12 protein-coding genes are annotated in these 12,846 nt (G+C 66.4%); 8 read left to right on the forward strand and 4 right to left on the reverse strand.

Translation table 11 applies throughout. The features are described 5' to 3' along the window. The first annotated feature begins 6 nt into the window (after nt 1-6). The 3 genes from FPZ24_RS07835 to FPZ24_RS07845 are packed head-to-tail and all read left to right on the forward strand — an operon-like array spanning nt 7 to nt 4,352. Entirely contained in the window at nt 7-1,941 is a 1,935-nt protein-coding gene (locus tag FPZ24_RS07835) for a 2-oxoacid:acceptor oxidoreductase subunit alpha (RefSeq protein ID WP_146570806.1), read from the forward strand. Beyond that, nucleotides 1,938-2,969, forward strand: a complete 1,032-nt coding sequence (locus FPZ24_RS07840) for a 2-oxoacid:ferredoxin oxidoreductase subunit beta (RefSeq protein WP_146570808.1) — start codon at nt 1,938-1,940, stop codon at nt 2,967-2,969. Before FPZ24_RS07835 ends, FPZ24_RS07840 begins: the two co-directional genes overlap by 4 nt. 33 nt (nt 2,970-3,002) lie before the next feature. Further along, the gene (locus FPZ24_RS07845; protein ID WP_146570810.1) at nt 3,003-4,352 is read left to right on the forward strand and encodes a cryptochrome/photolyase family protein; all 1,350 of its coding nucleotides are present in this window, start codon (nt 3,003-3,005) and stop codon (nt 4,350-4,352) included. Between the two features lie 166 nt (nt 4,353-4,518). Here the strand turns inward: FPZ24_RS07845 and FPZ24_RS07850 are convergent, their stop codons facing one another. Further along, nucleotides 4,519-4,764, reverse strand: a complete 246-nt coding sequence (locus tag FPZ24_RS07850; RefSeq protein ID WP_146570812.1) for a hypothetical protein — start codon at nt 4,762-4,764, stop codon at nt 4,519-4,521. Nucleotides 4,765-4,830: 66 nt separating this feature from the next. Between FPZ24_RS07850 and FPZ24_RS07855 the strand changes: the two genes are divergently transcribed. Then, nucleotides 4,831-6,051 carry an SAM-dependent methyltransferase gene (locus FPZ24_RS07855; RefSeq protein ID WP_146570814.1) on the forward strand — a complete coding sequence of 407 codons (1,221 nt, stop codon included), beginning with the start codon at nt 4,831-4,833 and terminating at the stop codon, nt 6,049-6,051. Here FPZ24_RS07855 and FPZ24_RS07860 read toward each other — a convergent pair whose 3' ends face one another. Together FPZ24_RS07860 and purF are read right to left on the reverse strand one after the other, a co-directional pair. Then, nucleotides 6,052-6,759: an SDR family NAD(P)-dependent oxidoreductase gene (locus tag FPZ24_RS07860; protein ID WP_146570816.1), complete on the reverse strand. Its 708-nt coding sequence runs from the start codon at nt 6,757-6,759 to the stop codon at nt 6,052-6,054. It lies immediately after the preceding gene. Next, complete coding sequence (gene purF / locus FPZ24_RS07865; RefSeq protein ID WP_146570818.1) at nt 6,760-8,205, reverse strand: amidophosphoribosyltransferase; 1,446 nt, start codon at nt 8,203-8,205, stop codon at nt 6,760-6,762. Nucleotides 8,206-8,323: 118 nt separating this feature from the next. Here purF and hisI point away from each other — a divergent pair, with 118 nt between their 5' ends. Genes hisI through FPZ24_RS07885 form a run of 4 tightly spaced genes read left to right on the forward strand, consistent with a single transcriptional unit; the run spans nt 8,324 to nt 11,449 of the window. Then, nucleotides 8,324-8,686, forward strand: a complete 363-nt coding sequence (gene hisI / locus FPZ24_RS07870; RefSeq protein WP_146570820.1) for a phosphoribosyl-AMP cyclohydrolase — start codon at nt 8,324-8,326, stop codon at nt 8,684-8,686. Further along, nucleotides 8,683-9,183 carry a hypothetical protein gene (locus tag FPZ24_RS07875; RefSeq protein ID WP_146570822.1) on the forward strand — a complete coding sequence of 167 codons (501 nt, stop codon included), beginning with the start codon at nt 8,683-8,685 and terminating at the stop codon, nt 9,181-9,183. The genes hisI and FPZ24_RS07875 overlap by 4 nt, the downstream gene beginning before the upstream one ends. A gap of 38 nt (nt 9,184-9,221) precedes the next feature. Then, entirely contained in the window at nt 9,222-9,644 is a 423-nt protein-coding gene (locus FPZ24_RS07880) for a MerR family transcriptional regulator (protein ID WP_146570824.1), read from the forward strand. Between the two features lie 2 nt (nt 9,645-9,646). Further along, nucleotides 9,647-11,449, forward strand: coding sequence for an acyl-CoA dehydrogenase C-terminal domain-containing protein (locus tag FPZ24_RS07885; RefSeq protein WP_146570826.1), 1,803 nt, complete (start codon nt 9,647-9,649; stop codon nt 11,447-11,449). On the opposite strand, the gene FPZ24_RS07890 is transcribed toward FPZ24_RS07885, so the two are convergent. Further along, nucleotides 11,358-12,770 (reverse strand): cell wall hydrolase, encoded by a 1,413-nt coding sequence (locus FPZ24_RS07890; RefSeq protein ID WP_240047693.1) that lies wholly within the window; start codon nt 12,768-12,770, stop codon nt 11,358-11,360. The two genes, FPZ24_RS07885 and FPZ24_RS07890, sit on opposite strands and share 92 nt — an antisense overlap. Between the last annotated feature and the right edge of the window lie 76 nt (nt 12,771-12,846).

A 12,846-nucleotide genomic window follows, 5' to 3' on the forward strand; every position in this document is an offset into this window, starting at 1 on the left:
GCTGACATGGCGACCGCCGCCCACGAAGTGACGCCCACGGAGGCGTCGGCCAATCCACCCGCAGAATCGATCGTCGTCCGCTTTGCCGGGGATTCCGGCGATGGGATGCAGTTGACCGGTGGGCAGTTCACGCTGTCCACCGCGCTGGCGGGCAACGACCTGGCGACCTTCCCCGATTTCCCGGCGGAGATCCGTGCGCCGCTCGGTACGCTGTTCGGCGTCTCCGCCTTCCAGATCAATTTCGGCTCGACCGCGATCGAGACGGCGGGCGACGAGCTCGACGTGCTGGTCGCGATGAACCCGGCCGCGCTCAAGACCAACGTCGATGCGCTCAAGCTAGGCGGGCTGATCATCGCCGACAGCGGCGAGTTCACCGAGCGCAACCTGGCTAAGGCGAAGTACGACGCCAATCCGATCGACGACGGTAGCCTGGCGAAATGGCAGGTGCTGGCGTTCAACATCTCGCAGTTGACGCTCGACGCGGTGAAGCCGTTTGGGCTCGGCAACAAGGAAGCGCTGCGCTGCAAGAATATGTGGACGCTGGGGTTGGCGCTCTGGATGTTCGACCGTGATCGCCAGCCGCTGATCGATTGGCTGAAGGCAAAGTTCGCGAAGAACCCGACGCTGGCCGAGGCGAACATCGCCGCGATCAACGCCGGGCACGCTTATGGCGAAACGGCGGAGATTTCCGGCCCGCTGACCCAGCACCATGTCGCCGCCGCACCGGCTGAGCCTGGCCTGTATCGGACGGTGACCGGCGCCGAGGCGATCTCGATGGGGCTGGTCGCAGGCGCGCAACTCGCCGATCTGCCGATGTTCTTCGGCGGCTATCCGATCACGCCGGCATCGGCGATCTTGCATCACCTGTCGCGTCTGAAGGAGTTCGGCGTCACCACCTTCCAGGCGGAGGACGAGATCGCCGCGGTCGCCTCGGCGATCGGTGCGTCCTATGCAGGGCAACTCGGCGTCACCTCGTCGTCGGGGCCGGGCATCGCGCTGAAGGGCGAAGCGATCGGGCTCGCGATCATGACGGAACTGCCGCTGGTGGTAGTCAATTCGCAGCGCGGCGGCCCGTCGACCGGCCTGCCGACGAAGACCGAGCAGTCCGACCTCTATCAGGCGGTCTATGGCCGTAACGGCGATGCGCCTATGCCGGTGATCGCCGCGCGATCGGCTGCCGATTGTTTTGAAGTGGCGATCGAGGCGTGCCGCATCGCAACCGAATACATGACGCCGGTGATGCTGCTGACCGACGGCTATATCGCCAACGCCGCAGAGCCCTGGAAGGTGCCGGAGGTCAACGCCTATGCGCCGTTCCCGGTCAAGTTCACGACCGAGGTGCCGAGCGACGGATTCAAACCTTATGCCCGCGACAACAAGCTCGCGCGGCCCTGGGTGAAGCCCGGCACGCCTGGTCTGCTCCACCGGATCGGCGGGATCGAGAAGGCGCAGGGAACGGGCAACATCGACTACTCCCCGGCTAATCACCAGGCGATGACCGACACGCGTCAGGCGAAGGTCGCGGGGATCAAGGTGCCCGACCAAACGGTCGAACTCGGTAATGAGCGCGGCAAGCTGGCGGTCGTTGGTTGGGGTTCGACCTTCGGGCCCATCCACCAGGCGGTGCGGCGTGCGCGGCGCAAGGGGCTCGACGTCAGCCACATCCACATCAGGCACATCTGGCCGCTGCCGGCGAACCTTGGCGCGTTGCTCAAGGGCTTTGACAAGGTGCTGGTGCCGGAGATGAACACCGGCCAGCTCAAGACCGTGCTGCGCGACCAGTACCTCGTCGATGCCAAGCCGCTCAACAAGGTGTCGGGCCAGCCGTTCCGCATCGTCGAGATCGAAGCCGCGATCGCGGCGATGCTCGACGGCGGTGGCGGCGGTGAAGTCCCCGCCGACAACACCGAATTGCCCTCGATCAAGGCAGTGAACCCATGAACGACATGACCCCGCCCGCAAAGTCGCTGCCCAAGGATTGGGAGACCGACCAGGAAGTACGCTGGTGTCCCGGTTGCGGCGACTATGCGATCCTGAAGGCGGTGCAGCGCACCATGCCGGAAATCGGCGCACGGCCGGAAAATACCGTGTTCGTCAGCGGTATCGGCTGTTCGTCGCGCTTTCCGTATTACATGGAGACCTACGGCTTCCATACCATCCACGGCCGTGCGCCGGCGGTGGCGACGGGGGTCAAGCTGGCCAATCCGGAGCTCGACGTGTGGATCATCACCGGCGACGGCGATGCGCTGTCGATCGGCGGCAACCATACGATGCACTTGCTGCGGCGGAACCTGAATTGCCAGGTGCTGCTGTTCAACAACGAGATCTACGGCCTGACCAAGGGGCAATATTCGCCGACGTCGCGCGTCGGGACGCGCAGTCCCTCGACGCCGTTCGGCTCGGTCGATCGTCCGGCGACGCCCTGTGCGTTCGCGCTGGGATCGGGCGCGCGGTTCGTCGCGCGCGGGATCGACGTACACAAGAACCTGCCGATGGTGCTGAAGGCGGCATACGCGCACCAGGGCGCGGCGTTCGTCGAGATCTTCCAGAACTGCATCGTCTACAATGACGACGTGTTCGCGGCGTTCACCGACAAGGCCAATTCGGGCAACCAGATGTGGGTCGAGCATGGCCAGCCTCTGCTGTTCGCAGGTGGTACCAAAGGGCTGACGATGGACACCGACCGGCTGGTGCTGAAGGTGGTCGATGTCGTCGATGGCGACTGGCAGGCAGCACATGTCGCGGTGCACGATCAGACCAATCGCGGCCTCGCGCACATGCTGGTCGAAATGCCGTTCGGTGCATTCCCGATGGCGCTCGGCGTGCTGTACGACGATCCCGCCCCGACCTTCGACAGCGCGGTGGTCGCGCAGAACAAGGCGGCGGCCGAGGGCAAGAAGCCCGACCTGCAGAAGCTGCTGAGCCAGGGCCAGACCTGGCAGGTCGATAAGCAACCGCGCGTCGAATAGGGAACGGCAAGGCGCGCTGGTCGTAGTGCGGGGGTGAGCGATCCCGTCATCCTCTGGCTGCGGCAGGATCTGCGGCTGGCCGACCAGCCGGCGCTGGCGGCGGCGGTGCATGACGGGCCGGTGGTGCCGGTCTACGTCCTCGACGACGACACGCCGAAGCATCGTAAGATGGGGGCGGCGTCGCGGTGGTGGTTGCATCACAGCCTCGACAGCCTCGACAGGGATCTGCGGGAGAAGGGATCGCGGCTGATCCTGCGGCGCGGGAAATGCGACGAGGAACTGGCCAAGGTCGCGGAAGAGGTCGGCGCGGGTACCGTCCATGCCATCCGCCACTACGAGCCGTGGTGGCGCAACGCCGAGCGGGCGGTGGCGAAGCGGCTCGATCTGCAGTGCCATGACGGCAATTACCTCGCGCCGCCGGGGTCCGTAGTGACGGGCGGTGGCCAGCCCTACAAGATCTACACGCCGTTCTGGCGCGCGCTGAACGAGGTGATGCCGCCGCGGCACTCGCTCAACCGACCGCGCGACATTCATGCGCCGGGTAAATGGCCCGGGAGCGACAAGCTGGCCGATTGGGACCTGCTGCCGACCAAGCCCGATTGGGCGACCGGCTTCGGCAAGGAATGGACGCCGGGCGAGGGCGGCGCGCACGACCGCGTGGACGATTTCGTCGATGAGGTCGCGGATTATGACGAGCGCCGCAATCTGCCGTCGGTCGAAGGCAGTTCGCGCCTGTCGCCGCACCTTCATTTCGGCGAGGTTTCGCCCGGCTATGTCTGGCATCGGCTGGCCGACAAGCGAGCCGATGTGTTCCTGAAGGAACTGGCGTGGCGCGATTATGCGCAGAACGTCATCCTGCAACTGCCCGACTACGCCTCGAAGAACGGCCGCGAGCGGTTCGATGACTTGCCGTGGCGCACGTCCAAAGCCGATCTCCGTGCCTGGCAGCAAGGGCGCACCGGCTACCCCATCGTCGATGCCGGGATGCGCCAGCTCTGGGGGAGCGGGTGGATGCACAACCGCGTCCGGATGATCGCCGCGAGCTTCCTGATCAAGCACCTGCTGATCGACTGGCGCGAGGGTGAGAAGTGGTTCTGGGACACGCTGGTCGATGCCGATTACGGCAACAACAGCGTCAACTGGCAGTGGGTCGCCGGGACCGGGATCGACGCGAACATGTGGGGCCGCATCATGGCGCCGTTGGTCCAGTCGGAGAAGTTCGACGCGGGGGATTATATCCGCGAATGGGTGCCCGAATTGCGTGACTTGCCCGACGAGCAGATCCACGATCCGGAACATCGGCCCGACGGCTATCCCGACAAGATCATCGGCCACCGCGAAGCGCGCGAGCGAGCGCTGGCGGCGGGGCGCAAGGTGCGCTGAGCCCAGTTAAGGTTACATGGGTTACATTCGGACGGCCGTTTGGCGCCATTGCCCCGGCGAGACGACCGCGATGCCACCGCGACGCGACTGGCCTGCGCCACTTGCGCGACGATGCCGCGCCGGTCGGTGTCCCGCGACGCGCCGCCGATGCTGCAATAAGACACCATCAACGCGCCGCCTTCGCAGCGCGGTCGAACGGATCGGCCAAACGCCGCTGGTGCTCGGCGAGCACGTTGTTCCAGGCATGATCGAACGGCGTATCCGCCAGTCGCCGGCGCAGCCGGTGGGCGCTCGACCGCGACATGCCGGCCGCTTGTGCGGCGCGCGCGACGCTGCCGGTGTCGAACAGGATTTTGAGGAATAGACGCTGTTTGGCGGGCGTCCACCGCGCACGGCTGGGCTGCTGGGTCATCCGGCAGTGTGGATCATGCGAAATCCTACATTGAAAGCATTTTCTCGCCTGTGCATGGAGCGTGGGATGGACGCGCGGGTGCAAATACAGGGGCGGCGCGGCACGGGCGGGCCGTTCGCGTGGATCGGGCGCCGTGTGCTCGCGCGGATCGATCGAGGGATCGCGGCCGGCGCGATAACGGCGTCGTTGCCCGGCGACGTGCCGCGGCGGGTCGGTGGTCGCGTAGCGGGCCCGGAAGCGATCGTCATCCTGCATTCGTGGCGGTCGCTATGGCGGCTGGCGACCGGGGGTTCTGCCGGATGGTACGAAGCGTGGGCGGCCGGCGAATGGGAGAGCCCCGACCCGGTCGCGCTGTTCGAGCTGTTCACGCTCAACCGCCATACGCTGGCGCGAGCGGCGCGGGCGCAGGGCCTGGGGCGCTGGCTGCGTCGGCAATGGCATCGCGCGCGGCACAACGACAGGGCGGGTGCCAAGCGCAACATCGTCGAGCATTACGACCTGGGCAACGAATTCTACGAGCTTTGGCTCGACCCGAGCATGACTTATTCGAGCGCGCTGTTCGCCGCGCCCGACCAATCGCTCGAGGATGCCCAGAATGCCAAGCTCCAGGCGATTTTCGATCGCACCGGGTGCGGGCCGGGCGATCGCATCCTCGAGATCGGCTGCGGCTGGGGTTCCTTCGCCGAAACCGCGGCGCGGGCTGGCGCGAAAGTCCATGGCATCACACTGTCGGGCGAGCAGAAGGCCTATGCGGCGGAGCGGTTGGCGCGCCAAGACCTGGCGGGCGAGATCACGCTGACCGACTATCGCGACGTGACCGGGACGTATGATGGCGTCGCCAGCATCGAGATGGTCGAAGCGGTCGGCGCGGAATATTGGCGCGACTATCTCACGACGATCGCTCGCGCGCTGAAGCCCGGCGGGCGCGCCGCGATCCAGTACATTTCCATCGACGACGCGATCTACGAAGACTATGCGAGCAACGTCGATTTCATCCAGCGCTACGTCTTTCCGGGCGGCATGCTACTGTCGGAAAGCCGCTTCCGCGCCATCGCCGAGCGCGTTGGCCTGACATGGCAGGACCGGCATGGCTTCGGGCGCGACTATGCCGAGACGCTGCAACGCTGGCGCGCGGCGTTCGACGCCGTCGTCGCTGCCGGGAGCTTGCCGCCGCGGTTCGATCGCCGGTTTATCGGGCTGTGGCGCTACTATTTGATGTATTGCGAGGGCGGCTTCCGCGGCGGCGCGATCGACGTCGCGCAGGTCACGTTGGTGAAGGCGGGTTGATCAGCCGACCCGCTCGACATGGCCCGATTCGAAGTCGTCGGCGATCAGCGCGACGATCCGCGCGGCGACGTCCTCGGGCGGTTTGACCTTGGTTGGGTCCTCGCCGGGATAGGCGCGTTCGCGCATCTTGGTGCGGGTCGCGCCGGGATCGATCACCGCGACGCGGATATTGCTGACGGCTTCGACTTCTTCGCCATAGGCCAGCACCAGCGTCTCCATCGCCGCTTTCGACGCGCCGTACGCGCCCCAATAGGCGCGCGGCTGGCGACCGACGCTGGAGGTCATCGCGATCACGCGGGCGTGGTCGGACTTGCGCAAGGCCGGGTCGAACGCGGCGATCATGGCTGCCTGCGCAGACACGTTGAGCGTCATCACGCGCGCGAATTCGCCTGGGTCGATCGCCGGGACCGCCGATAGCGAGCCGAGCGTCGCGGCGTTGAGCACCAGAATGTCGAGTGCGCCCCAGCGTTCGCTCACCGCCGTCGCCAGCCGTGCGATGCTGTCGCTTTCGGTCAGGTCCAGCGGCGCGATCGTCGCGGTGCCGCCGGCGGCGTGTATAGCTTCCTCGACTTCCTCGAGCGCGCCCGCGGTCCGCGCGGTCAGGATGACGTGCGCGCCCTCGGCCGCCAGCGCTTTGGCTGTCGCGGCACCAATGCCGCGGCTCGCGCCGGTCACCAGCGCGAGTTGTCCTTCGAATTTCTTGGTCATTTATTCCGCGGCTTCGTGGAGGGCCAATTGGTCGATCGCGTCGTGATCGGTCAGGCGGGTGGGGTAATCCCCGGTGAAACAGGCGTCGCAATAGCGCGGCGCCATGTCGTTTCGGCCGGCCTCGCCGAGCGCCTTGTAGAGCCCGTCGATGCTGACGAACGCCAGGCTGTCGGCATGGATGAAGTCGGTCATGCCCTCGACGCTGAAGCGCGACGCGAGCAGCTTCTCGCGCTCGGGCGTATCGACACCGTAGAAGCAGCTATTGGTCGTCGGCGGGCTGGCGATGCGCATGTGGACCTCGCGGGCGCCAGCTTCGCGCATCATCTCGACGATTTTGAGGCTGGTGGTGCCGCGGACGATCGAATCGTCGACCAGGATGATCGATTTGCCCTCGATCAGCGCGCGATTGGCGTTGTGCTTCAGTTTGACGCCGAGCCGTCGGATCTGGTCGCCGGGCTGGATGAAGGTGCGCCCGACATAATGCGAGCGGATGATGCCGAGTTCGAACGGAATGCCCGATTGCTGGGCGTAGCCGAGTGCGGCGGGCACGCCCGAATCGGGGACCGGGATGACGAGGTCGGCCTCGACCGGCGATTCGATCGCGAGTTGCGCGCCGATCGCTTTCCGCACCGAATAGACCGATTGGTCGCCTGCAATCGAGTCGGGGCGCGAGAAATAGACCCATTCGAAGATGCACGGACGCGCGCGCGTCTCGCCGAACGGGCGGAGCGAGCGGAGCTTGCCGTTTTCGACGATGACGAGCTCGCCCGGCTCGATCGAGCGGACATATTCCGCGCCGACGACATCGAGTGCGACCGTCTCGGACGCAAAAATGTAGGCATCGTCGAGGCGGCCCATCACCAACGGGCGGATGCCCAGCGGATCGCGGCAGGCGACCATCGCGTTCGGGGTCATCACGATCAGCGAATAGGCGCCCTCGACCCGGCGTAATGCGTCGATGAACTTGTCGAGCGGGTCGCGATAGCTGCTGGTCGCGACGAGATGGAGAATCACCTCCGTATCGCTGGTCGATTGGAAGATCGCGCCGCGCGCGACCAGATCGTCGCGCAGGAACATCGCGTTGGAAATATTGCCGTTATGCGCGACCGCGAACCCGCCGGTCGCGAGTTCGGCATAAAGCGGCTGGACGTTGCGCAACGCCGTCTCGCCGGTGGTCGAGTAGCGGACATGACCGCAGGCGACCTGGCCACGCAGCGCACCCATCACTTCTTCGCGGTCGAAATTACCCGCGACATGGCCCATCGCGCGGTGACTGTGGAAATGCGCGCCGTCCCAGCTGGTGACACCGGCCGCTTCCTGGCCGCGGTGCTGAAGCGCGTGCAGACCGAGCGCGACGAGCGCCGACGCGCCATCCGCACCGGACACGCCGAATATGCCGCATTCCTCGCGGAGCTTGTCGTCCTCGAACGGATTGGTCGTCAGCATGTGGGGTCCAGGAGCCGTGGGCCGAGGCCATATAGTGACGCGGATCAGCTTTGTCGCGCATTTGTCATCATCGCATCGCGCATTTTGTCGCGCCGGTGCGGGCGGCTAGGGAGGGACCATGACCGACTCGCGCGAAACAGGGCTGGCGCTCGATCCTAAATGGAGTGCCGAGGGGTTGATCACCGCAGTGGTCACCGATGGCGATTCGGGCGCGGTCCTGATGGTCGCGCACATGAACGCCGAGGCATTGCGCGCCACAGTCGATAGCGGCGAGGCGGTGTTCTGGTCGCGCAGCCGGGGCGAATTGTGGCGAAAGGGCGCGACGTCGGGCAACACGATGCGCGTGCGCGAGGTGCGGATCGATTGCGACCAGGATGCGGTGTGGCTGATCGTCGATGCCGCCGGGCCGGCGTGCCATACCGGCGAGCGGTCGTGCTTCTATCGGCGGATTACTGGCGACGCGTTGGAATCTGTCGCGTGAAGCGCGCACTAGCCGTCCTGCTGCTGCTCGGCGGCTGCCAAGGGCAATCGGCGCCCGATGCGCGACCAACCCCCTCCGGCCTGGAAGCGGCGGCGATCGAGGCGGGGATCATCTCCGATCCCGCCGGCACCGACCCGACCGGGCTCTACGCGCGCGACCGCGACAAGATCTGCATCGTACCGAGCGCGACGGCGTATCGGGTCGGCGTCTATGTCGATTATGGGAACGACTATTTCTGCAGCGGGTCGGGCGAGGCGACGCGGACGGGGGAAACGCTCCATGTCGAACTGAGCAGCGCGCCGGGCTGTAGCTTCGACGCGAAGTTCGACGGCGATCGTATCGCGGTGCCTGGCGCGCTCCCCGAGGCTTGCCAAAAGGCATGTTCCAAACGCGCATCGCTGGCGGGGTTGAACGTCGAGCGGTTGAGCGATTCCCCATCCGAAGCCGCCGCGCTCCGCGACGGCCGCGGCCGGATGCTCTGCGACAGCGGCAAGTAGCGTTGACGTAAACGTAAAGCGAGCGTAGCGTCGTCGCCATGCCGTGGGTCCCGTCCAACGCCGCGATCGAGCCGCTCCCCGATCAGGAGAGCTTTTCGATCTCCGATCTGTCGTGCGAATTCGGCGTCACCGCGCGCGCGCTTCGTTTCTACGAGGACGAAGGGCTGATCGCCCCCGAACGCCGCGGCACGCAGCGCGTCTATTCGCATCGCGACCGTGCGCGGCTCGCCTGGATATTGCGCGGCAAGCGCGTGGGCTTCTCGCTGACCGACATTCGCGAGTTGATCGACCTGTACGATATTGGCGACGGCCGCCGCACGCAGCGCCAGCGCACGATCGATCGCTGCCACACCAAGATCGACGCGCTGATGGCGCAGAAGCACGATATCGACGCCGCGATCGCCGAACTGACCGAATTTACCGCGCTGCTCGAAGCCGCGCGCGACAACGATAAGGACTGATCATGCCGCAATACACGCCTCCGGTGCGCGACACGCGCTTCGTGCTCGACCATGTGCTGGGGCTGGAGCGCTACGCCAACCTGCCCGGATTCGCGAACGCGACGCCCGACACGGTCGATGCGGTGCTGGAGGAAGGCGGCCGGTTCGTCGCCGAAGTGCTGTTCCCGCTGAACCATTCCGGCGACCAGGAAGGCTGCACGCGGAACGACGACGGCAGCGTGACGACGCCGAAGGGATTCAAGGAAGCGTACGCCAAGTTCGTCGAATCGGGTTGGGGCACGCTCAGCGCGCCGGAAGCGTTCGGCGGCCAGGAGATGCCGCATGTCATCTCGACCGCGTTCCAGGAGTACATGATCTCTTCGAACATGGCGTTCGCGATGTATCCCGGGCTGACCCACGGCGCGGTCGCTTCGCTATTGGTCAAGGGATCGCCCGAGCAGCAGCAGAAATACGTCCCCAAGATGGTGTCGGGCGAGTGGGGTGGGACGATGAATCTGACCGAGCCGCAATGCGGCACCGACCTCGGCCTGATCCGCACCAAGGCGGAGCCGCAGGCCGACGGGTCGTACGCGATCACCGGGACCAAGATCTTCATCTCGGCGGGCGAGCACGACCTGACGAGCAACATCATCCACCTCGTGTTGGCCAAGACGCCCGGCGCGCCCGACAGTTCGAAGGGCATTTCGCTGTTCGTGGTGCCGAAGATCCTCGTCAACGACGACGGCTCGCTGGGCGCGCGCAATGCCGTCCAGTGCGGGTCGATCGAACACAAGATGGGCATTCACGGCAATTCGACCTGCGTGATGAACTATGACGGCGCGACCGGCTGGCTGGTCGGCGAGGAGATGAAGGGCCTCGCCGCGATGTTCATCATGATGAACGCCGCGCGGTTGGGCGTGGGGCTGCAGGGGCTCGGCGTGGCGGAGACGGCGTTCCAGAACGCGGTGCAATACGCGCACGACCGCCGCCAAGGTCGCGCGCTGACCGGCCCGGCCGAGCCGCAGGAAAAGGCCGATACTTTGTTCGTCCACCCCGACGTGCGCCGCATGCTGATGAACGCCAAGGCGCTGACCGAAGGGCTGCGCGCGCTGTGCCTGTGGGGCGCGCTTCAGGTCGATCTCGAACATGCCGCCGCGACGGAGGAAGAGCGCGAGCATGCCGCCGACCTGGTCGGGCTGTTGACCCCGGTGATCAAGGGGTACGGCACCGACAAGGGCTACGAGATCGCGACCGAGGCGCAACAAGTCTATGGCGGACACGGCTACATCGCCGAATGGGGGATGGAGCAGTACGTCCGCGATGCCCGGATCGCGATGATCTACGAAGGCACCAACGGCGTGCAGGCGATGGACCTGGTCGGGCGCAAGCTCGCGCAGAATGGCGGCCGCGCGGTTCAATTGCTGTTCAAGGTCGTGGCGGAGGAAGTCGCGGCGGCGAAACAGAATGAGGCGACCGCGGGATTCGCGGCCGCGCTGGAAAAGGCCAATGGCGAGCTCCAGGCGGCGACGATGTGGTTCATGGCGAACGGCATGACCAACCCGAACAATGTCGGGGCGGGCGCGCACAGCTACATGCACCTGATGGGGATCGTCGGGGTCGGGCTGATGTGGCTGCGCATGGCCGAGGCCGCGGCGCGGATGAAGGCGGCGGGCGAGGGCGACGCCGCGTTCCTCGACGCCAAGCTGACCACGGCGCGTTATTTCGCCGAACGTATCATGCCCGATGCGGGTGCGTTGCGGCGCAAGATCGAGGGCGGGGCGGAAGCGATGATGGCGTTGCCGCCGGAGATGTTCGCGGCTGCGTAGTTGAAGCTCCCCTCCCTGGAAGGGAGGGGAATTTCACGGCCTTGCCGGCGTCGGCGTCGCGACCGGCTTGGGCGGCTCCTTGCGCCGCACACCACCGAGGCCGTCCGGCGCACCGGGTTTGAGCGAGAAGGTAACCGCAGGCGGCGTCGTGCTCGGCGTGGCGGACGCGGTCGCTGCCGGCTTCGTCCCGGTCGGCGGCAAGTTCGCCGCCGGCGTTCCGAGAACCTGCAGCTTCATGCATTCGCCCTTCGACGCGCGCTTGAACTGGCCGCAATTCCACAGCGCCTTCTCGTAGCTCCGCGCCTTGTCGCGCAGATAGCTGAACGCCATCGTCGAAATCTGCGCCTGACCGAGCGGCAGCGCTTTGGGCGTCCGTGCTTTGTCGGTCCACGCCATCAGCTTGCAATAGTCGCGCGTGCCGCAGGCCTTGGCGGCGACTTGCGGGAACAGAATCGGCCGACGCGTTCGGATCGAGCGTGACGAGGAAGCTGTTCGGATCGATCGAGGTCGCGCCCGGTCCTTCGCTGCCGTCGTTCAGCGTCGCGGCGTCGATTTCGGCGGGATTGACCTCGGCGTTGACCGCCGCCGCGCCGCTATGCGCCGCCGAGAAGCCGTCGAGCGCGGCGATGCCGGGCTCGAAGCCCGACACCGACCGCACGAACGCCGCGGGCGTCCCCCACCAGCCGGTCCAGCGGAAAAACAGGTGCGTCTTGACCGCGGTCACCTTGTCGAGGCTCGCGCTCCAATACGGCACGACCCAGTCGGTATGGTAGTGCGTCGCGTAGCCGACCGCCCCGTAGACCGACCCGTTGAGCGCTGCGACGGCCACGGCGCGTGCGCGAGTCCAGGCGGCGGGGTTGGGGCGCCAGCGGCTCATTGCGCCGTCGCACGCGAACGAGAATTGGCACCCGGTTGAGCGCTCGGAGCCCTGGAAGACCACGCCGCACACCGATTTGGGAAAAGCGGGATGGCGGACGCGGTTGAGGATGACCTGCGCCACCGCGCGTTCGCCATCGGTGTCGTCGCCGGCTTCGTAGAGCACGCCGACCGCCAAGCAGTCGATCGCACGGGCGCGCGCATTGCTGTCGCCCGAAAAGACGAACGGCCGCGCCGGCGGGTTGGGCGCGGTCGAGAAGGGGACGGTGTCGTTGAACGCCTTTGCGTCCTCCGGCGTGACGGCCTGCAGCTCGACGGGTTCGACCGGTGGCAGTTCGGTCTTCGGCACGATCCGTTGCGCGACCCTGACTTTCGGTACCGGCCTGGCGTGTGGCGCGAAGCGGACGACCAGCAGCGGCCCCACGACCAGCACGATCGCGAGCATCGCCAGCACGGCGCGCAAGGCAAACGGAGGGGGAGGACGTCGAATCGGTCACGGAACAGCCTGTCTGGGAAGGGCG

It is taken from the genome of Sphingomonas panacisoli, from assembly GCF_007859635.1.
In the GTDB taxonomy this organism is placed as follows: domain Bacteria; phylum Pseudomonadota; class Alphaproteobacteria; order Sphingomonadales; family Sphingomonadaceae; genus Sphingomonas; species Sphingomonas panacisoli.

Excerpts from the sequence above, each read along its gene's own strand:
- hisI (WP_146570820.1), top strand. The coding sequence starts at position 8,324 with ATGACCGACTCGCGCGAAACAGGGCTGGCGCTCGATCCTAAATGGAGT.
- FPZ24_RS07880 (WP_146570824.1), top strand. The coding sequence starts at position 9,222 with ATGCCGTGGGTCCCGTCCAACGCCGCGATCGAGCCGCTCCCCGATCAG.
- FPZ24_RS07860 (WP_146570816.1), bottom strand. The coding sequence starts at position 6,759 with ATGACCAAGAAATTCGAAGGACAACTCGCGCTGGTGACCGGCGCGAGC.
- FPZ24_RS07835 (WP_146570806.1), top strand. The coding sequence starts at position 7 with ATGGCGACCGCCGCCCACGAAGTGACGCCCACGGAGGCGTCGGCCAAT.
- FPZ24_RS07850 (WP_146570812.1), bottom strand. The coding sequence starts at position 4,764 with ATGACCCAGCAGCCCAGCCGTGCGCGGTGGACGCCCGCCAAACAGCGT.
- FPZ24_RS07890 (WP_240047693.1), bottom strand. The coding sequence starts at position 12,770 with ATGCTCGCGATCGTGCTGGTCGTGGGGCCGCTGCTGGTCGTCCGCTTC.
- FPZ24_RS07885 (WP_146570826.1), top strand. The coding sequence starts at position 9,647 with ATGCCGCAATACACGCCTCCGGTGCGCGACACGCGCTTCGTGCTCGAC.
- FPZ24_RS07840 (WP_146570808.1), top strand. The coding sequence starts at position 1,938 with ATGAACGACATGACCCCGCCCGCAAAGTCGCTGCCCAAGGATTGGGAG.
- purF (WP_146570818.1), bottom strand. The coding sequence starts at position 8,205 with ATGCTGACGACCAATCCGTTCGAGGACGACAAGCTCCGCGAGGAATGC.
- FPZ24_RS07855 (WP_146570814.1), top strand. The coding sequence starts at position 4,831 with ATGGACGCGCGGGTGCAAATACAGGGGCGGCGCGGCACGGGCGGGCCG.